The organism is Pseudomonas sp. NPDC089395 (assembly GCF_044749525.1).
In the GTDB taxonomy this organism is placed as follows: domain Bacteria; phylum Pseudomonadota; class Gammaproteobacteria; order Pseudomonadales; family Pseudomonadaceae; genus Aquipseudomonas.
Genome location: NZ_JBIVID010000002.1, coordinates 491,566 through 509,798, shown reverse-complemented (window position 1 = coordinate 509,798; position 18,233 = coordinate 491,566). Strand labels below are relative to the sequence as shown.

General features: G+C 63.3%; 16 protein-coding genes, 1 pseudogene and 2 riboswitches. Of the genes and pseudogenes, 7 read left to right on the top strand and 10 right to left on the bottom strand.

What is annotated here, in order from left to right; all coding sequences use genetic code 11:
- The first annotated feature begins 18 nt into the window (after positions 1-18).
- From ACIPZG_RS07355 to ACIPZG_RS07345, 3 genes are all read left to right on the top strand, one after another.
- Positions 19-1,476 carry a sensor histidine kinase gene (locus ACIPZG_RS07355; protein ID WP_400711670.1) on the top strand — a complete coding sequence of 486 codons (1,458 nt, stop codon included), beginning with the start codon at positions 19-21 and terminating at the stop codon, positions 1,474-1,476.
- Positions 1,477-1,766: 290 nt separating this feature from the next.
- Entirely contained in the window at positions 1,767-3,266 is a 1,500-nt protein-coding gene (locus tag ACIPZG_RS07350; RefSeq protein ID WP_400711667.1) for a sensor histidine kinase, read from the top strand.
- Positions 3,235-4,659: a sigma-54-dependent transcriptional regulator gene (locus tag ACIPZG_RS07345; RefSeq protein WP_400711664.1), complete on the top strand. Its 1,425-nt coding sequence runs from the start codon at positions 3,235-3,237 to the stop codon at positions 4,657-4,659. The genes ACIPZG_RS07350 and ACIPZG_RS07345 overlap by 32 nt, the downstream gene beginning before the upstream one ends.
- 157 nt (positions 4,660-4,816) lie before the next feature.
- On the opposite strand, the gene ACIPZG_RS07340 is transcribed toward ACIPZG_RS07345, so the two are convergent.
- The 3 genes from ACIPZG_RS07340 to ACIPZG_RS07330 form a co-directional block, all read right to left on the bottom strand.
- Positions 4,817-5,113, bottom strand: coding sequence for a hypothetical protein (locus ACIPZG_RS07340; protein ID WP_400711661.1), 297 nt, complete (start codon positions 5,111-5,113; stop codon positions 4,817-4,819).
- 84 nt (positions 5,114-5,197) lie between these two features.
- Positions 5,198-6,550 carry a GntP family permease gene (locus ACIPZG_RS07335; protein ID WP_008100622.1) on the bottom strand — a complete coding sequence of 451 codons (1,353 nt, stop codon included), beginning with the start codon at positions 6,548-6,550 and terminating at the stop codon, positions 5,198-5,200.
- A gap of 112 nt (positions 6,551-6,662) precedes the next feature.
- Positions 6,663-7,202 carry a gluconokinase gene (locus ACIPZG_RS07330; protein WP_400711658.1) on the bottom strand — a complete coding sequence of 180 codons (540 nt, stop codon included), beginning with the start codon at positions 7,200-7,202 and terminating at the stop codon, positions 6,663-6,665.
- Positions 7,203-7,410: 208 nt separating this feature from the next.
- Between ACIPZG_RS07330 and ACIPZG_RS07325 the strand changes: the two genes are divergently transcribed.
- The 3 genes and pseudogenes from ACIPZG_RS07325 (at position 7,411) to ACIPZG_RS07315 (ending at position 9,877) form a co-directional block, all read left to right on the top strand.
- Positions 7,411-8,430 (top strand): LacI family DNA-binding transcriptional regulator, encoded by a 1,020-nt coding sequence (locus ACIPZG_RS07325; RefSeq protein ID WP_400711655.1) that lies wholly within the window; start codon positions 7,411-7,413, stop codon positions 8,428-8,430.
- A 127-nt stretch (positions 8,431-8,557) separates the two neighbouring features.
- Positions 8,558-9,340, top strand: a pseudogene (locus ACIPZG_RS07320) (PAS domain-containing protein); the annotation flags it as partial.
- A 42-nt stretch (positions 9,341-9,382) separates the two neighbouring features.
- Positions 9,383-9,877 carry a methyl-accepting chemotaxis protein gene (locus ACIPZG_RS07315; RefSeq protein WP_400712207.1) on the top strand — a complete coding sequence of 165 codons (495 nt, stop codon included), beginning with the start codon at positions 9,383-9,385 and terminating at the stop codon, positions 9,875-9,877.
- On the opposite strand, the gene ACIPZG_RS07310 is transcribed toward ACIPZG_RS07315, so the two are convergent.
- The 7 genes from ACIPZG_RS07310 to ACIPZG_RS07280 form a co-directional block, all read right to left on the bottom strand.
- Complete coding sequence (locus tag ACIPZG_RS07310) at positions 9,852-13,127, bottom strand: transporter substrate-binding domain-containing protein (protein WP_400711652.1); 3,276 nt, start codon at positions 13,125-13,127, stop codon at positions 9,852-9,854. The genes ACIPZG_RS07315 and ACIPZG_RS07310 overlap by 26 nt on opposite strands.
- A gap of 13 nt (positions 13,128-13,140) precedes the next feature.
- A complete protein-coding gene (locus tag ACIPZG_RS07305) occupies positions 13,141-13,755 on the bottom strand; it encodes a response regulator (RefSeq protein ID WP_400640078.1) in 615 nt (204 codons plus the stop codon).
- Positions 13,756-13,972: 217 nt separating this feature from the next.
- Complete coding sequence (locus ACIPZG_RS07300; RefSeq protein ID WP_400711649.1) at positions 13,973-14,215, bottom strand: DUF1272 domain-containing protein; 243 nt, start codon at positions 14,213-14,215, stop codon at positions 13,973-13,975.
- Positions 14,216-14,282: 67 nt separating this feature from the next.
- The gene (gene cobM / locus ACIPZG_RS07295; RefSeq protein WP_400711646.1) at positions 14,283-15,035 is read right to left on the bottom strand and encodes a precorrin-4 C(11)-methyltransferase; all 753 of its coding nucleotides are present in this window, start codon (positions 15,033-15,035) and stop codon (positions 14,283-14,285) included.
- Positions 15,036-15,067: 32 nt separating this feature from the next.
- Positions 15,068-15,460 (bottom strand): cobalamin biosynthesis protein, encoded by a 393-nt coding sequence (locus ACIPZG_RS07290; RefSeq protein WP_400712204.1) that lies wholly within the window; start codon positions 15,458-15,460, stop codon positions 15,068-15,070.
- A gap of 17 nt (positions 15,461-15,477) precedes the next feature.
- Positions 15,478-16,170, bottom strand: a complete 693-nt coding sequence (locus tag ACIPZG_RS07285; RefSeq protein WP_400711643.1) for a CbtA family protein — start codon at positions 16,168-16,170, stop codon at positions 15,478-15,480.
- Between the two features lie 10 nt (positions 16,171-16,180).
- Positions 16,181-16,366, bottom strand: a complete 186-nt coding sequence (locus tag ACIPZG_RS07280) for a CbtB-domain containing protein (RefSeq protein ID WP_008089280.1) — start codon at positions 16,364-16,366, stop codon at positions 16,181-16,183.
- A gap of 95 nt (positions 16,367-16,461) precedes the next feature.
- Positions 16,462-16,686: riboswitch (cobalamin riboswitch) on the bottom strand.
- Between the two features lie 165 nt (positions 16,687-16,851).
- A riboswitch (cobalamin riboswitch) is annotated at positions 16,852-17,064 on the top strand.
- Positions 17,065-17,163: 99 nt separating this feature from the next.
- Between ACIPZG_RS07280 and cobW the strand changes: the two genes are divergently transcribed.
- A complete protein-coding gene (gene cobW / locus ACIPZG_RS07275; protein ID WP_400711640.1) occupies positions 17,164-18,231 on the top strand; it encodes a cobalamin biosynthesis protein CobW in 1,068 nt (355 codons plus the stop codon).
- The last annotated feature ends 2 nt before the right edge of the window (positions 18,232-18,233 follow it).

Sequence of the window (18,233 nt, the reverse complement as noted above, 5' to 3'; positions counted from 1 at the left end):
CCTGCAGTGGAGCTCGACATGGACATCGTCCGCGGTTCCGATACACCCGAAGTGCACGACCACGGGGAGGCGGCAACCGCGCGCAAGCCCTTCAACCTGCTGCGTTGGTATGCCTGGGTCAGCCTGGCCATCATCCTCTCGGTGGCGGCGGGGCTGGGGCTGATTTCCAGCCGGTTCATCATCAACGAAAGCGTCGAGCGCGATGCCTTGTTGACGGCCCAGTTCATCACCTCGATCGCCGACGCCGAGGTGCGCCACGTGGCGATTGCCAACGTGCGCACCATGGGCGAGCTGCTCGATCCACGTACCGACCGGACGGCCTTGCCAGACGTCGACCCCGAAGCACGGCGCAAGGCGCGGGGTGAATTCCTCGACCACATCGCCCATTTGCCTGACATGTTGCTGGCCAATATCTATGCCCCGGACGGCACGGTGATCTGGTCCACCAACCCCGCCCTGACGGGCAAGCTCATCCAGGGTGACGACGACCTGGACCGGGCCTTCGAATACAAGATGCGAGTCTCGGCCAGCTACCACAATTTCGAGCAAGCCCGTGCCGAGCAGAAGTTCGTGATACCGCCCGAGCAGCTGTTCATCGAAAACTACATTCCCTTGTTCGACGCCGACGGCGAACGCGTCACGGCGATGGTGGAAATCTACAAGGAACCCCATGACCTGATCGTGCGCATCGAACATGGGCTGATGCTCATCTGGCTGGCCATCACCGTCGGAGCCGGGCTGGTGTACGTCGGGCTGTACGGCATCATGCGCCGCGCCGCGCGGGTCATGGAGGTGCAGCAGAAGCGACTGATCAACAACGAAACCTATGTGGCCCTGGGCGAAGTGTCCTCGGCGGTGGCCCACAGCCTGCGCAACCCCCTGGCGAGCATTCGTTCAAGTGCTGAACTGGCCCAGGCGTTCGACGAGGGCCCGGTACAGCGCAACGTCAACGACATCATCAGCCAGGTCGACCGCATGTCACACTGGATTCGTCAGTTGTTGCAGTCGTTGCGACCGCTCAATGACGACCCCGTGTCGGTTGACCTGCCGCAAGCCTTGCAGGAAAGCCTGCAGGCGTTTGCCGTGCCGCTGTCACGCAGTGGGGTAGCCCTGGACCTTCAACCGCTGCCGACAGTGGAGGTGTTGGGCCAGCCGGCATTGCTCAGGCAGGTCTTCAACAGTTTGATCGCCAATAGCCTCGAAGCCATGGAGCAAGGTGGTCGCTTGCGGGTAGAGGTGGTCAAGCAGGATCGACGCAGCCTGACCTTGCGCCTTTCCGACAGCGGCAAGGGCATGAACGAACTGCAGCAACGCATGGCATTCAGGCCGTTCTTCACCACCAAGCAAGGTGGGTTGGGTGTGGGCTTGGTGCTGGTCAAGCGCATCATGGAGCGCTACGGCGGCTCGGTCAGGCTGAGCAGCAGCGAAGGCCATGGCACCCGTGTTTCACTCACTTTCCGATTGGCAGATACTTAATTAAGCATTTATAAAAGCTACATAATTAATTGATTTTTAACGATTACATTTAAAGTGGGTAAAAAATCCCCAATAGTGGGGGCAGAAATTCGGACTCAATTGATAACCGTTTTGTAAGGCATTGAAATATAAAAATATAAAGTTGCGTCGTTTCACTGGCTGGCTTTTTGCAGCGAATTACGCGCATCAACTGGCAGCTGCGGTTGCCTTGGTGAGCGCCATCCAATTGCTACTTGGCGTAGCAGGGCGTTGATGGCGTTCTGAACGGAATCCCGCGCGGGAACAAAGCAATGCAGCAGACGCTGGAAAACGATGTTCCCGACAAGGCTGGGGTACCCCCCGGTGGCGGCATCGCCACACCGCTCAAACAGTTCAACTTGCTGCGTTGGTTTTCCCTGATCAGCCTGCTCATCATTGCCTCGGTGGCCGGTGGCCTGGGCTATGTATCCACGCGCTTCGTGGTCCGTGACAGTGTCGAGCGAGATGCCATGCTCACGTCGCAATTCATCCAGGCCATGGCCCAGGCCGAGGTGCGCCACTCGCAGCTGCCACCGGGTACTACCATGGGTGAGCTGCTCGACTCGCGCCTGGACCAGCAGCACCTTCAGTTCAGCCCCGCACTGGCGGAGTCGACCCGCGTCGAATTCCTCGACCATGTGGAACACCTGCCCGACACCTTGCTGGCCAATGTCTATGCCCGCGACCGTACGATCGTGTGGTCGACCAATCCTGTGCTGATCGGCAAGCGCATTGACGCCGACAGCGATCTGGACCATGCCTTCCGCTCGCGCAAGGCCGTCTCGGCCAGTTACCACAAGGCCGAGGATGATCGCGAGGAGCAGAAGTTCCTGCGTGATCCGCAGTACCTGTTCATCGAGAACTACATTCCCTTGTTCGACAGCCAGGGCGAGCAGGTGCTGGCCATGGTCGAGATCTACAAAGAGCCCCAGGACCTGATCCGGCGTATCCAGCGGGGTTATGTGGTGATCTGGGCTTCGACACTGGTGGGCGGGGCGTTGATCTACTTCGGCCTGTTCTGGATCGTGCGCCGCGCCGCGCTGATGCTGCACCATCAGCAGGAACGGTTGGTGGCCAGTGAAACCTACGTGGCCCTGGGCGAGATGTCTTCGGCAGTGGCCCACAGCCTGCGCAACCCCTTGGCCAATATCCGCTCCAGTGCCGAACTGGCCCAGGAGATCGCCAACCCGCAGGCGCGCAAGAACATCAATGACATCATCAGTCAGGTCGACCGCATGTCGCGCTGGGTTCGCGAACTGCTGGTGTCGCTGCGCCCGACCAGCGACCAGGCCGAAGCGGTGGACCTGGTGGCAGCCATCGAAGACACCCACCTGGCCTTTGCCCAGCAGATCGAGCGCAACGGCGTGCGCTTCAGTTTCGAAGGACCGCAGAGTCAGTGGGTGGCAAGCCAGCCCCTGCAGTTGACGCAGATTCTCAACAGCCTGTTTTCCAATGCCCTGGAGGCCATGCCCAAGGGCGGGGAATTGCGCGCCGAAGTCAGTGTGCAGGATGGCCAGCGCGTACAGCTGCTGCTCAGCGACACCGGCAAGGGCATGACCGAGCAACAGGAACGGATGGTGTTCAAACCGTTCTTCACCACCAAGCAGGGCGGGCTCGGGGTTGGCCTGGCCCTGGCCAAGCGCATCATGGAACGGTTTGGCGGCTCAGTCAGCCTGAGCAGCCGCGAAGAGGAAGGAACCCGCGTCAGCCTCACTTTCAATATCGCAGCGGGAGGGGACCATGGAGCAGAGCATCCTGGTAGTCGAGGATGATGACATCCTCGGCGATAACATTCGCACCTATCTGAGCCTCAAGGGCTACGAGGTGACGTTGTGCAACAGCGCAGAGCTTGCGCTCGAGCAGATCAAGCGGGCCCAGCCCGATGCGGTACTGACCGACAACTCGCTGCCCGGTATGAGCGGGCACGACCTGCTGCGCAAACTGGTCGCCCAGGCGCCGGACCTCAAGGTGATCATGATGACCGGTTACGGCAACGTCGAGGATGCCGTGCAGGCCATGAAGGAGGGCGCTTTCCATTACCTGACCAAACCGGTGGTGCTGGCCGAGCTCAAGTTGACCCTGGACAAGGCCCTGGCCGCCGACCGGATGGAGCGTACCCTGTCGTTCTATCAGGACAGGGAGGCGCAGAAGTCCGGACTGCAAGCGTTGATCGGCGAGTCGCCGGTCATGCAGACGCTCAAGCACACCCTGCGCCAGGTACTCGACGCGGAGCGCCGCATGGCCAGTGAAGAGCTCCCTCCGGTGCTGGTCGAAGGCGAAACCGGTACCGGCAAGGAACTGGTCGCCCGTGCCTTGCACTTCGATGGTTCGCGCAGCAAGGGACCGTTCATCGAGTTCAACTGCGCCTCGATCCCCGCCAACCTGCTTGAGGCGGAGTTGTTTGGCCACGAGAAGGGTGCGTTCACCGACGCCAAGGAGCGGCGCATGGGGCTGGTCGAGGCGGCCGACGGTGGCACGTTGTTCCTCGACGAGATCGGCGAGATGGACCTGGTGCTGCAGGCCAAGCTGCTCAAGCTGCTGGAAGACCGCAGCATCCGGCGCATTGGTGCGGTCAAGGAGCGCAAGGTCGACTTGCGCGTGATCAGCGCCACCAACTGCAACCTCGAGCAGATGGTGCAGCAAGGCAAGTTCCGCCGCGACCTGTTCTTCCGCCTGCGCATCATTGCGCTGAAGGTACCGCGCCTGCACGCCCGCGGGCAGGACGTGCTGCTGTTGGCGCGGCACTTCCTGGCCCATCACGGTCGCCGTTATGGCAAGCCGAACCTGCGCTTCAGCGCCGAGGCCGAGAACCTGATGTTGGGCTACAGCTGGCCGGGCAACGTCCGCGAGTTGCGCAACATGCTGGAGCAGACTGTGTTGTTGGCGCCCAATGAAGTGGTCCAGGCGCACCAGCTCAACCTGTGCATGACCTTGGTCGACGAGCCTATGGCCGCGCCGGCGCCGACGCTTTACGAGGTACCGCGGCATGAGCCGGAGCCGGGCACCAGCCTGCCGGACATGGAGCGCGACCTGGTGTGCAAGACGCTGGATCGCACCGACTGGAACGTCACCAAGTCAGCGCGGATGCTGGGGTTGTCGCGGGACATGTTGCGTTACCGGATCGAGAAGCTGGGGCTTACCCGGCCTGACAAGCGGCAGTGGTGAAGCTGGGGCGCTTTGCGCCCCAATCGCCGGCAAGCCGGCTCCCACGGGAATCGCGCCTGCCTGTGAAATTGAGCAAGACAGCGGCCCCCACAGTGATAGACACCGCCTTACCTTGTGGGAGCCGGCTTGCCGGCGATTGGGCTGCAAATCAGCCCCTTCACCGCTGGCTACCGTCCGAACTCCCTTGCCCACCCATACCCTCCGACCCGCTGCCATCCATCCCCGGCAAGTCGCGGTTGTCATTCTGCTTGGCGGGTGGGCTTTGCGGATCATTGCCCTGGATACGCGGATCGGTATCCCGCGGCATGGGCTTTTCGATCGGATTGAGTGTGCTGTCGACACCCGGCTGGGGCGCCGGGTTGTGCGGGTCGTCGGGGTAGGTCGTCCCGGTGCCGACCGCCAGGGCCAGCGGGGAGGCGAGCAGGGCAGCGAGCAACAAGCTTGTGCGGATCATGGGCAGGCTCCTTGGCGAGGGTAGGGCTTGTACTTCTGTTCGGCCCTACCCAGCGCGCCAAGGTGCCATCACCCCGATCAGCGGTTACACCACCGCCGCCAGCATCATGATGAAGATGATGCCGACCACGGAAAGAATGGTCTCCATCATGCTCCAGGTCTTGAAGGTTTCAGCCACGGTCATGTTGAAGTACTGCTTGACCAGCCAGAAGCCGGCATCGTTGACGTGCGACAGGATCAGCGAACCCGCGCCGGTGGCCAGTACCAGCAATTCCCGATTGACCCCAGGCACCAGGTCGATCACCGGGGCGACAATGCCGGCACCGGTGATGGTGGCCACCGTGGCCGAGCCCGTGGCGATGCGAATCACCGCAGCCACCAGCCAGGCCAGCAGGATCGGCGAGATCTGCGCCTGTACTGCCATCTGTCCGATCACGTTGCCGACCCCGGTATCCACCAGCATCTGCTTGAAGCCGCCACCGGCACCGACGATCAGCACGATGGCAGCGGTCGGTGCCAGGCTCTGGTCGAGCATCTTCATGATCTGCTGACGGTTGAAGCCTCGGGCGGAGCCGAAGGTGTAGAAGGCCAGCAGCAGGGCGGCCAGCAGGGCGGTGATGGGGTGGCCGATCAGGTCCATCCACTGGCGCACGATATGCTCGGCCGGCAGCACCACGTCGGCGAAGGTCTTGAGCAGCATCAGCACTACGGGCAGCAGCACGGTGACCAGGGTGATGGTGAAGCTGGGCAGGTTGTTCTGATCGGACTCCTTGGCGATCTGGTCCATCAGCTCCTGGGACGGGTTGCCGGGGATGTAGCGGGCAATGAAGTTACCGTACAGCGGGCCGGCGATGATGGCCGTCGGCAGGGCCACCAGCAGGCCATAGAAGATGGTCTTGCCGATGTCGGCGTGGAAGATACCGATCGCCAGCAGTGGTCCCGGGTGCGGTGGCACCAGGCCGTGGACCACGGACAGGCCGGCCAGCAGCGGGATACCGATCTTGATCAAGGACACGCCTGAGCGCCGGGCGACGATGAACACCAGGGGCACCAGCAGCACGAAGCCGATTTCGAAGAACAACGGAATGCCGACCAGGAACGCGGCGAACATCATGGCCCAGTGCACATTCTTCTTGCCGAATGCGCGGATCAGGGTCTGGGCGATCTGGTCGGCGCCGCCGGAGTCGGCCATCAGCTTGCCGAGCATCGTGCCCAGGGCAAGGACGATGCCGACGAAGCCGAGCACGCCACCGAAGCCATCCTGGAACGACTTCATGACCTTGGCCACCGGCATGCCGGAGGTCAGGCCGAGAAAGCCGGCGGCCAGGGTCAGGGCGACGAAGGGGTGCACTTTGAAATGGGTGATCAGCAGGATCAGCCCGATGATGGTTACCAGGGCGTCGAGCAGCAGGTAGGTATCTGTAGCCAGTCCGAACATGGTGGTTGTGCCTCGGTCTTATCGTTGTTTTTTGGGCGTAGCTTTACTGAACTTTCGCCGCCTGCAAGCGGCGAGATAGCGCTATCTCAGGTGAGCCGGATAAACCGCCGGTTCAGGCGGTCCGCGCCAGGGTCCGCTCACCGCAGGGCTTTAGCCAGGCGTCGACAGACTCGGCGAGGGCCGCAACCGGTTGCGTGGCATCCAGTGGCAGGGTGAGGGCTTCGCCATGGGGCGGTTCAAGGGCGGCGAACTGGCTTTCTATGAGGCTCGCCGGCATGAAGTGGCCGGGGCGGGCGAGTACGCGCTTTTCTGCTTCGGCCGGGGTCAGTTCGAGGAACACGAACGCCAGCTCGGGCATCGCGTCGCGCAGGGTATCGCGGTAGCGGCGTTTGAGCGCGGAACAGGTGAGGATGGGACGCTCACCGGCCTTGACCGTGGCTTGCAGCTCCTGGCCCAGGCGCACCAGCCAGCCGGCGCGGTCGTTGTCGTCCAGGGGGATGCCAGCGCTCATCTTGCGGATGTTTTCGGCAGGGTGAAACGCGTCGCCTTCGATCAGGCGACCGCCACTTCTGGCAGCGATGGCGGCGCCGATGCTGCTTTTGCCGCAGCCGGCTACGCCCATCACCACAATGGCGGACAGGGGAGCATTCATTCAGTACCTCCTGCGGGGTGAGGTAGCGCTGTCTCGGTATAGACGAAACGCCACTCCCCGGTGTTATTGATTTTGTCCTTACGCAGTATGGACGCTTGGCAGAGTGCGTGTAGTGGCTGCTACCAAAGATTACATTGCCTGCGTCCTGAGACAGCGCTACCTTAGTGGCCGTTCCCCTCCCTTGGCAAGTAGTAAAATTACAACATCCATGTCCCGTATAGGCTCTCGCACCACCGGTCGTCCCACGCTGGCAGAAGTCGCCAGGCTTTCCGGGGTTTCCCCGATTACCGCATCCCGCGCCTTGCGCGGCGTCAGCACAGTGGCACCGGCGCTGGTGGAAAAGGTCGTCGCCGCTGCGGCGAGCCTGGGTTACGTCGCCAACCCGGCGGCGCGCGCACTGGCGTCGGCACGCAGCCAGTCGGTGGTGGTGTTGATTCCGTCACTGTCCAACCAGCTGTTCATCGACACTTTGGAGGCTATCCATGAGGTGATGCGACCGCGTGGGCTGGAGGTGTTGATCGGCAATTATCACTACGATATCGACGAAGAAGAAAACCTGATCCGCAATTACCTGGCGTATCAGCCGTGCGGCATGCTGCTCACCGGTTTCGACCGCAGCGAAGCCTCGCGGCAGATGCTGACGGCCAGTGGTGTGCCTTGTGTGCACATGATGGAACTGGGCGGGGAGGCTGGGGCCCTGTCGGTGGGCTTTTCGCAGCAGCAGGCCGGACGCGCCGCCGCGCACCATCTGATCGAGCGTGGTCGTCGGCGCCTCGCTTTCATCGCCGCACAGCTTGACCCGCGGGTGATGCAACGTGCCGAAGGTTTCCGCCAGGCCCTGGCCGAAGCCGGCCTGCAGGCCACCGAGTTGGAGATTCTGGCGCCGCAGCCCTCGTCGATCGGGTTGGGCAGCGAACTGTTCAGCCAGTTGCTGACCAAGGCGCCCGACGTGGATGGCATTTTCTTCTGCAACGACGACCTCGCCCAGGGCGCGGTACTGCAGGCGCTGCGCCAGGGCATCGAGGTACCGCGTCAGGTGGCGATGGTCGGGTTCAACGACCTGCCGGCGTCGGCGCACATGGTGCCGCGGCTGACCTCGATCCGCACGCCGCGGGCTGCCGTTGGTCGGGGGGCGGCGCAGGCGTTGCTGGCCTTGCTCGACGGCAAGCGGGTAGCGACCGAACAGCAGGATATGGGGTTTGAGTTGATGGTGCGGGAGAGCTCCTGAGAGGTCTGACCTCTGTTAGCGCAATGTTACAACCATGTGACTAATCATTAAGTAGTAGCATTGTGCTTGCATGCCGTGGGCGCCGATCTATGCTCAGGAAACCCTGCGCACATAGGACCCTGGCGCCATGTTCGACTTCCACCGCAAGTCCGATCTGCTCGAGATTCAACGCACCCGCCAAGCCCTCGCCGAAGCGCAAGCCAAGCTCGCTGCGATCAGCCGCAACATGGCGATGATCGAGTTCGCGCCTGACGGCACGATCCTCGATGCCAATGCTCAGTTCTGCCAGGCCATGGGGTACAGCGCCGAGGAACTGCGCGGCAAGCACCATCGGTTGTTCTGCGACCCGGCCTTTGCCAAAAGCGCCGAATACCAGCAGTTATGGCGCGATCTGGGCGAGGGCAGGGCCATCAGTGGCACCTTCGAGCGCCTCGACAAGGCAGGTCGCGAGGTCTGGCTGGAAGCCAGTTACATGCCGGTAGTGGATGAACGTCAGCAGGTCACCAGCATCATCAAGGTGGCTGCCGATATCAGCCAGCGGGTCAAGGACGAACATGAAAGCCAGAGCCAGCTCAAGGCCATCGGCCGTTCGATGGCCGTGGTCGAGTTCAACCCGCAGGGTCGGGTGATCAAGGCCAACCAGAATTTCCTCACGACCATGGGCTATCGCCTGGAAGAAGTGGTCGGCCGTCATCATGGGCTGTTCTGCCAGCCCCATGAGCGTGAATCGGCCCAGTACCGCGAATTCTGGGCCTCGCTGAATCGGGGCGAATACCATTCCCATCGCTTCGAGCGGGTCAACAAACAGGGCCAGACGGTGTATCTGGAGGCGTCCTACAACCCGATCTTCGACAGCAAGGGGCGGTTGTACAAGGTGGTCAAGTTCGCCAGCGATATCACGGCCCAGGTCAGCACCCAGCAAAGCGCCGCCGACGCGGCTCATGCCAGTTCAGTGCAGACCGATGCTTGTGCGCGCAAAGGCACCGAGGTGGTACAGCAGACGGTGCAGGTCATCGAACAGATTTCCCAGGAGCTCAATGACGCCGCGCGCAGCATCGATGCCGTGAGCAAACAGTCGGACGTGATCGGGCAGATCGTGCTGACCATTCGCGGCATCGCCGACCAGACCAACCTGCTGGCCCTGAACGCTGCCATCGAGGCGGCGCGTGCCGGTGAACATGGCCGCGGTTTTGCCGTGGTCGCCGACGAAGTGCGCAGCCTGGCGGCGCGCACCAGCAAGGCGACCTTGGAAATCGTCGATGTGGTGCGACAGAACCATGACCTTTCGCTGACGGCAGTGGCCAGCATGCAATCGAGCCTGACGCGCACGGGGCGCGGCGTGGCCTTGGCCAATGAGGCCGGGACAGTGATCATGGAGATTCAGCAGGGTTCACGCCACGTGGTCGACGCCATCAGCCAGATCAGTTCGACGTTGCAATTGCACTGAGCGAGTCGGCCAATTCGCGCTGAAGCGCCAGCAGGCTGGTTTCCAGCTGCTGGCGCAGCGCCTGGGTGGGCAGGCCTTGCGCCTGAGCGTGCTCGATGGCCTCGCAATCGCTCACTACACCGCGCACCTTGAGCATTTTGGCACCGCCTTTGATTCGGTGGGCGATGCGGCCCAGGGTGTCGCTGTCCGGTGTCGCTCCTAGCGCACGCAGTGAGGCGAGGTCTTCGCTGGCACTTTGCGCCAGTTGTTCGAGCAGATGTCGGATCAGTTGCGGGTCGTCCTGGGTCAGGTGACGCAGTTCGCTGAGTTGGAACCCGCTGGCCCGCACGGTCGAGGTGTCTGCGTCGGTCCGGACCTGCGGCAGGTGCATTTTCAGCGTGCGCAGGCCAATCGGTTTGAACAGGCAGTCATCCATGCCGCTGGCCAGGCAGCGCTCACGCTCTTCGGCCTGGGCGTTGGCGGTGACCCCAAGGATCCTGCAGCCGGGTGCTCCCTGTGCGCGCTCCAGTTGGCGAATCCTGCGAGTCAGCTCATGGCCGTCCATCACCGGCATGCTGCAATCGGTGATCACCAGGTCGAATGCCGCCGCTTGCCATAATGCCAACCCCGCTTCGCCATGCTCGGCCAGGGTTACCCGGTGACCGAGGGTGTTGAGCTGTTTCTCCAGCAGCAACAAGTTGGCGGGGTAGTCATCGACCACCAGGATGTTCAGCGGCCGGCTTTCGCGTTCCGGGTGTGGCTGGGCAAGCTCGACGGGCGGGGGCTCGGCAGCGGCTGGCAGTTGCAGCTTGACGTGCACCCGGGTGCCCACGCCTTCGACGCTTTGCAAATGCAGCTTGCCGCCCATCAGCTCGGCCAGGGTACGGCTGATCACCAGGCCCAGGCCGGCGCCCTGGTGTGCCCGTGGGCCTTCGGCCTGGGCAAAGGCACTGAACAGCCGGGCCTGGTCTGCCACGCCAATGCCGATTCCGGTGTCACGTACGCACAGTTCCACCTGGATGGCGTCGCCTGTGGTGGTCGGCTGTAGTTGCAGGCTGGTGTGCACCTCGCCCCGATCTGTGAACTTGATGGCGTTGCTCAGCAGGTTGGACAGGATCTGCTTGATGCGCAGCGGGTCTGCCAGTACCCAGGCAGGGCCCACCGGCAGCTCGCTTTGCAGGTAAAGGCCCTTGCTGCGGGCATTGCCTTCGAAGACCCGCAGGGTGCCTCGCACCAGTTCGACCAGGTCGGTGGCCACAGGCTGCAAGGTCATGTGCCCGGACTCGATGCGCGAGATATCCAGAATGTCACCGATCAGCCCTAGCAGGCCGACCGCCGAATCGTGCGCGGTGCGCAGCGTCGCAGGGTCACTGCGGCCGGCGCCGCTGTCCTCCAGGGCCAGTTCGAGCAAGCCGATCACCGCATTCATCGGTGTGCGGATTTCATGGCTCATGGTGGCCAGGAAGGTGCTTTTGGTCTGGCTGGCCTGTTCTGCATCGTCCTTGGCCTGGCGCAATTGTTCGAGCAGGCCGCGGCTGAGGGCCAATTGCGCCTGCAATGCATGTTGGGCTTCGGTACGCTGATGGATCAATTTGCGCAGGTAACTGTTCCAGAACACCACGCCGGCCAGTAGCAGGGCCGAGAGCACCAGCACCTGCAGTGCCAGCGTGCGGTAGTTGCGCCATTGACTGTCGCTGACCAACGAACTGGTGCGCCAGCGGTTGACCAACTGATCCAATTCTTCGGGCGGGATGCTCAGCAGTGCCTTGTCCAGGATGGCCTGCAGCTGGGGTTGATCAGGGGCGACGGCGAAGGCTGCGACCGCAGGTTCGTCGCCCAGGATGCCGGCGATGCGCAACTGGTTCTTGAATACGTGGTTGATGTAGTACGTGGCATTGATATGGCTGCTGTACGCCACATCGGCATTGTCGTTGGCCACCGCTTCCATCAGCGCCAATGGGTTGGCCGCTTCGACTACCTTGGCATTCGGGTACTGGCGCAGCACCTCGTCGCGCAACGGCGAACCGCTCAGCAGGGCGATGCGCTTGCCATCGAGGTCTCTGCTGTTCAGCGGCCATGCCGCCCGACTGCGCGTCACCAGTACCCGTGGGCTGACCAGGTAAGGCCGGGTATAACGCAACTGGTTGGCACGATCGACGCCATAACCCAGTGCACCGATCATTTGCGCTTCACCTTGCGACACCTGCTTGACCATGGTCTGTACGGCAGGACGCTCCATGAACCTGAACTGTAGCCCGGTGCGCAAGGTGATCTGCTTGAGCAGGTCGACGGTAATACCGCTGGTGCGTTGTTGGGCATCGTTGAACGTCAGCGGTGCCAGCGCCGGGTCGACCAGCACGCTGACCGTCGGGTGGCGTTCGATCCAGGTCTTCTCTTCATCGCTCAGTGCAAAGAGGTGGCGCTCCAGCAGCAGGCTGGTGTTGCCACTGGTCCATCGCCGCAGGATGGTCAGGCGCTCGCTTTCGGTAATTTGGTCCAGGGCGGCGTCGATCAGGCGATGCAGGCGCGGGTTGTCGTTGGCCAGGGCAAAGGAAAAACTGCCGGGCCTGGCCTGACAGAAATGATCGATTTTCACCGTGCCCTGGTAGCTTTTGCCGATGAGGTAGTCGGTGCTGATGGCATCGCCCAGGTAAGCATCCGCCTCGCCGAGCTCGACGGCCGCCAGGCCTGCCAAGGTCGAGCGGTAGAGGCTCAGTTGTGCCTTGGGGTAAAGGGCGCGAACCGTCTCGCCGGGCAGGTAATGGTCGACCATCGCCAGACGCAGGCCGGCGAGGTCCCGGTTGTTTTTCAGGCTGCGGCCTTCACGGATGACGATCACGGGCAGATCGTCGGCATAGGGCAGGCTGAGCTTGAGTTGGGCATCGGCCGCTTCGAAGCCGTTGGAGCTGCCCAGCAGGTCGATCTTGCCCTCACGCAGGGCAGTGATCGCTTCATGGCGGCTGGCAAAACGCCTGACTTGCACGGGGATACCCAACTGCTCACCGATCAGCCCCGCGAAGTCGGCACTCAAGCCTTCGTAGTCGGACGGGCTGATATTGATTTCAAACGGTGGGTAGTCGGGGCGCGAACTGCCCAGCAGCAAAGCTTTGCGCTGCTGCAGCCACTGGCGGTCCTGGCTGTCCAGGCGCAGCGGCTGGGTGGCACTGGTGGCGCGTGCCAGCAACTGGCGTGGCTCGGCGTCGGCGAGTGTTGGCAGGGGGCAGCAGGCCAGGCTCAGGAGCAGGAGCACGCCGGCCGAGAAGCGATTCATGGCGGGGTTGCGCTCAGTTGACGTGGTTGCGTTTGGCCAGATCGACCATTTCCACCAACGATTCGGTCTTGAGCTTTTCCATGATGCGCCCCCGGTATGTGCTGATGGTCTTGGCGCTGAGGTTCATGCTGCTGCCGATGTGCTTGTTGTTTTCGCCTCGGGCCAGGCGTCGCAGCACTTCCATCTCCCGGTTGGACAGGCTTTCGAGGCGTTTGGGTTCGCTGTCCAGTGTATTGCTGTTGACCGACATCTGCGGAAACGTGGAATAGCCCTTGACCAATGCCTTGAGGGCGAAAATCAAGGCATCATGGTCTTCATCCTTGGTCACGAACGCGCCAATGCCGGCATCCAGGCAGCGGCGCACGTAGAGGTCGCTAGCTTGCCCGGTCAGCACCATGATCTTGGGGGTTGGTTCCAGCTGCTGAAGGCGCTTGATCACCTCCATGCCATCCAGGCCCGGCAGGCCGATGTCCAGTATCACCACATCGGGCCGCAGCTCACGCGCTACTTGCGCCACTTCGCTGCCGTTGCCTACCTCGCCAACCACACGGAAGCGCTCACGCTCCAGCAGCAGGCGCATGGACAGCCTGACGATGGGGTGGTCGTCGACGATCAACACTGTTGTCATGTAGTTAACTCCTGTCGGAATGTGGTCCGTTTCCTGTGCTTAATCAGGAATACGTCTGCAAGTTCTTTCTGCAGCGCAGCACGATACGGCCATTCCGATTCCTTGGTAATGGCGAGTATAGAACTGTTGAACAAGCAAGCAGGAGTTGTGGAAAATTCCTACAACATGTCGGAAGAGGCATCGCCCGGGCGCGGCGATGCCGGGTGCCGCTGGGCCGTTACTTGCAGGCCGAGTGGGGCTTGAGGACGCGATGCGTCGATGCCGGGTTGTTGCTCAATGCCAGGCCAACCCGTGTGGGGCGGGGCAGCAACTGGCCAGAGCAGTTCGGGCAACGGCCCTGGAAGCGTGTTTCGGTGCAGTTACGACAAAACGTACATTCGAACGAGCAGATGAATGCCTCTGGGCTATCGCCCGGCAAGTCGGCATCGCAGCATTCGCAATTGGGGCGTAGCTCCAGCATGGGCGTGACTCCGGTACGCAGGGGACAGATTTGCAGTCTGCTATGGCGGGCGTACCGGTGGCAATGCTCACCCGCCGGGGCGGTACAGATGCGCGTGCCCGGCGCGGTACAGGGCCGACGCGGCGAACGGTGTGTCGCCCAGTACCTGGCCGACGAGGATCAGCGCGGTACGGCGAAAACCTTTGCTGGCGACCTGCTCGACGATATCGGTCAGGGTGCCGAGAACCCAGTCCTGGTCCGGCCAGGTGGCGCGATGGACCACGGCGATCGGGCACTCTGCGCCATAGTGGGGGCGTAGTTCCTCGACGATTCGTGGCAAGTGCTTGACGCCCAGGTGAATGGCCAAGGTCGCACCATGGCGGGCCAGGTCGCCCAGTTGCTCCCCGGCCGGCATGGGTGAGCTGTCGCCGTAGCGGGTCAGGATGACCGTCTGCGCCACGTCCGGCAGGGTCAGTTCGCAGCCCAGCAAGGCGGCACTGGCAGCGGTCGCCGTGACCCCGGGAATGATCTGGTAGTCGATGCCCAGTTCACGCAAGTGCTGGATCTGTTCGCCGATTGCACCGTACAGGCTGGGGTCGCCACTGTGTACACGCGCGACATCCTGGCCCTGTGCATGGGCAGCTTGCATGGCCTCGATGATCTGTTCGAGGTGCAGTTCGGCACTGTTGATGACCGTCTCGGCCTGGTGGCCTGCGAGTAACGCCGCCGGTACCAGGGAGCCGGCGTAGATGATGACCGGGCACTGTCGGATCAGGCGCTGCCCCTTGACTGTGATCAGATCCGGGTCGCCAGGGCCGGCACCGATGAAGTAGACCGTCATGGAAATTCCTTGCAGAAGAATGGTTGAAGCGATTATCCGCCACAGGCCAGGGCGACGGTAGCCGGGCCGTGGCTTTGCCGCGTGACCCGCAGGCTGGCCGAGCCAAGCTCGCGGCTGGCCAGCGCCAACGCCGTGCTTTCGGCAACGCCCCAGCAGCCGCTGTGGGCGTAGGCCGGTGCTGAGCGATGGCTGAGCAAGGGTTCGAATGCCTGTAGCTGGCCGACATCGAATACCACCAGGATCAAGCCGTGACGCAGGGCCAACTGGCGCAGCCCGGGTTCGTCGGCTTTCAGGCTGATAGTGGCGATGCCACGTAGCGCATCCAGCGCCAGGCCTTGTGAAGCCAGGCTCTGGCGCAGCAGGGTGTCGAGGACATCCACCGGGCAGCCGCGGCGGCAGCCGAAGCCGGCATACAGCGCCGGCAGCGGCGTTTCAAGGTCCATCAGGCTTGTTGGGCACGGCGGTAGAACCAGGCGCTGAGCAGGCCCAAGGCCAGCCAGAACGCGGCATTGGTGAGCCACGAGGCTATCTTGAACTGGGTTTCCAGAGCCTCGGGTGCCAGGCTTTGGTGCACCTCAGGCTGCGGCGCACCGATGACGTGAGGCACGACCAGCAGAACCACGCCGGCGGCTTTGAGCAGCCAGTGCCGGGCGAACACCAGCAGTGCCAGCCCCAGTGCGGTAGCGGCTGCGGTGCCGATCCACCAACTCTGGCGTTGGCCGAGGTCGGCGGCGGCGGTACCGGGTAACTCGGGCGGCAGACCCAAGGTCGGGGCCAGGCAGAACACCGCGAAGCCGGCCAGGCCCCACAGCGCACCTGTGCTGACCCGATTGGGTTCGCGCAGGCTGTACAGGGCGACCAGGATCAGGGCGAAGCCAACGGCCACTACCAGGTTGCCCCCGGTGGTCGAGAGCATGCGTTGCCAGCCATCTTCCGGCGACCAGGCCTCTGCACTGTGTTCATGGGCCGCAACGGCCCCGCCGTCATGGCTGTGGTGTTCGGCGGCGGGGGCTGCCGACTCGTAGGTTTCCGCCTGGAGAATCAACGGGGCGACCCAGAAGCTTTGCAGCAGGGTCAGCAGCAAGGCTGCGAGCAGGCCGCTGAACCCAGCGGTGCGGGCAATGCGCTTGATCATGGGGCAGGCCTCAGTGGCAGGGGAATGCGGCGCTGTGGCGGGTGTCGTGGGCGGCGTTGTGCACGGCCTCGATGTGCGAGAAACCGGCGAAATAGACCAGGCACAGGCCCAGCAGGCTGGCACCTACGGCAATGACGACGCGCTGGCTGAGGGTGACGGGGGTGGCGATGCTGTGCTTGGCGCTGGAAATGGGCATGACGCGTTCCTCTGTTGTTTTAAGCTCAACGGGCAAGCGCGGCAGCCCCGGACGCGAAGCGCCCAAGGGAATGCGACAGCGCCCGCCCACCGCGGGGTGTTCATGTGACGCCAGGCCGGTCTCCGGGCTTGCGAGGAGGAGCAGGGCTCCTTGGAAAGCGTCACCTTCCCATGCCGAACGACGTGGCACAGTGGTCTAGACGCTTCGCTCGCTTACCGTTGCGGGGGCAGCACCGGCCTGGTCCGGCCCTGCTCGAGGGCCTGCGACGCACCGGTTTCCCGTTTCACCCCCGAGGGGGCACCTGAACGCAAGGCGTAAGGAGAGCACGGGGCAGGGTTTCCGTCAATTGGTTGCATGTTGTTACAGGGTTTGGCTTAGGCCTTAAGTTTTGGGGTGGGGCAGAAATCGAGCGCCGCCCGCGCGGCGCCCGATCTTTGCACCACCACAAAACGCAAGCCATGAGTTGACCACCCGCCACCCCCCGCGTAGCCTTGCCGCTTCGAGGTTCTTCGGCCAGGCCGAAGCTAAGACGGGAACGCGGTACAAGCCGCGGCTGCCCCCGCAACTGTAGGCACCGGCAACGGATCGACACAGCCACTGCGCCAAAGGCGCGGGAAGGCGTCATCCCGCCAGCCCCCTGATTCATGGGGGCCGGAACGGTGCAAGCCAGGAGACCTGCCTCGTCACGTTTTCGACTTTCAACCGGGCGGGGTGATCCGGTGGCGAACGAGCCCGGCCGGCCTGGCCCGCGGCTTTCGTCCCGTGTGCCCGCGCCAACCTGCCAAGGGCAACGCGACATGAAAACACTGGCCAAGCTCCCCGTCACCATCGTCACCGGCTTCCTCGGCTCGGGCAAGACCACCTTGCTCCGCCACATGCTCGACAACGCCCAGGGCCGCCGCATCGCGGTGATCGTCAACGAATTCGGCGAGCTCGGCATCGACGGCGAAATCCTCAAGCAGTGCAGCATCGGCTGCACGGAAGAAGAGGCCACTGGCCGCGTCTACGAGCTGGCCAACGGTTGCCTGTGCTGCACCGTGCAGGAAGAGTTCTTCCCGGTCATGCGTGAACTGGTTGCCCGTCGCGGCGACCTGGACCACATCCTCATCGAAACCAGCGGCCTGGCGCTGCCAAAGCCGTTGGTACAAGCCTTCCAGTGGCCGGAAATCCGCACGGCCTGCACCGTCGACGCGGTGATCACCGTGGTCGACAGCCCGGCCGTGGCTGCCGGCACCTTCGCCGCGTTCCCGGACCAGGTCGACGCCCAGCGCAAGCTCGACCCCAACCTGGACCACGAATCGCCGCTGCATGAACTGTTCGCCGACCAGTTGGCCAGTGCTGACCTGGTGGTGCTGAACAAGGCCGACCTGATCGACGCCGAAGGCCTGGCCAAGGTCCGCGCCGAAGTGGCCGAAGAGCTGCCGCCAGCGGTCAAGGTCATCGAGGCCAGCAGTGGCCGCCTGCCACTGGACGTACTGCTGGGCGTGGGCGCCGAATCCGAGGTGCACATCGATGGCCGCCGCACCCATCACGATTCGCACCACGACGGCGATGACCACGACGACCATGACCACGACGCGTTCGACTCCATCTCCATCGACCTGCCGGAAGCGGACGAAAGCCTGCTGCTCGACGCCCTGACGCAACTGGTGGTGGAGTTCGGCATCCTGCGAGCCAAAGGCTTCGCCGCCGTTCCCGGCAAACCGATGCGCCTGCTGGTGCAGGGCGTGGGGACTCGCTTCGACAAACACTTCGACCGCGCCTGGCGTGCCGACGAGCCGCGCCTCACCCGCCTGGTGCTGATCGGCCAGGACCTCGATGCCGTGCAGCTGGAAGCGCGCCTGCGCCAGGCCCTGGGCGCCTGACC

Excerpts from the sequence above, each read along its gene's own strand:
- ACIPZG_RS07325 (WP_400711655.1), top strand. The coding sequence starts at position 7,411 with ATGTCCCGTATAGGCTCTCGCACCACCGGTCGTCCCACGCTGGCAGAA.
- cobW (WP_400711640.1), top strand. The coding sequence starts at position 17,164 with ATGAAAACACTGGCCAAGCTCCCCGTCACCATCGTCACCGGCTTCCTC.
- cobM (WP_400711646.1), bottom strand. The coding sequence starts at position 15,035 with ATGACGGTCTACTTCATCGGTGCCGGCCCTGGCGACCCGGATCTGATC.
- ACIPZG_RS07355 (WP_400711670.1), top strand. The coding sequence starts at position 19 with ATGGACATCGTCCGCGGTTCCGATACACCCGAAGTGCACGACCACGGG.
- ACIPZG_RS07330 (WP_400711658.1), bottom strand. The coding sequence starts at position 7,202 with ATGAATGCTCCCCTGTCCGCCATTGTGGTGATGGGCGTAGCCGGCTGC.
- ACIPZG_RS07340 (WP_400711661.1), bottom strand. The coding sequence starts at position 5,113 with ATGATCCGCACAAGCTTGTTGCTCGCTGCCCTGCTCGCCTCCCCGCTG.
- ACIPZG_RS07280 (WP_008089280.1), bottom strand. The coding sequence starts at position 16,366 with ATGCCCATTTCCAGCGCCAAGCACAGCATCGCCACCCCCGTCACCCTC.
- ACIPZG_RS07310 (WP_400711652.1), bottom strand. The coding sequence starts at position 13,127 with ATGAATCGCTTCTCGGCCGGCGTGCTCCTGCTCCTGAGCCTGGCCTGC.
- ACIPZG_RS07305 (WP_400640078.1), bottom strand. The coding sequence starts at position 13,755 with ATGACAACAGTGTTGATCGTCGACGACCACCCCATCGTCAGGCTGTCC.
- ACIPZG_RS07300 (WP_400711649.1), bottom strand. The coding sequence starts at position 14,215 with ATGCTGGAGCTACGCCCCAATTGCGAATGCTGCGATGCCGACTTGCCG.
- ACIPZG_RS07350 (WP_400711667.1), top strand. The coding sequence starts at position 1,767 with ATGCAGCAGACGCTGGAAAACGATGTTCCCGACAAGGCTGGGGTACCC.
- ACIPZG_RS07335 (WP_008100622.1), bottom strand. The coding sequence starts at position 6,550 with ATGTTCGGACTGGCTACAGATACCTACCTGCTGCTCGACGCCCTGGTA.
- ACIPZG_RS07345 (WP_400711664.1), top strand. The coding sequence starts at position 3,235 with ATGGAGCAGAGCATCCTGGTAGTCGAGGATGATGACATCCTCGGCGAT.
- ACIPZG_RS07285 (WP_400711643.1), bottom strand. The coding sequence starts at position 16,170 with ATGATCAAGCGCATTGCCCGCACCGCTGGGTTCAGCGGCCTGCTCGCA.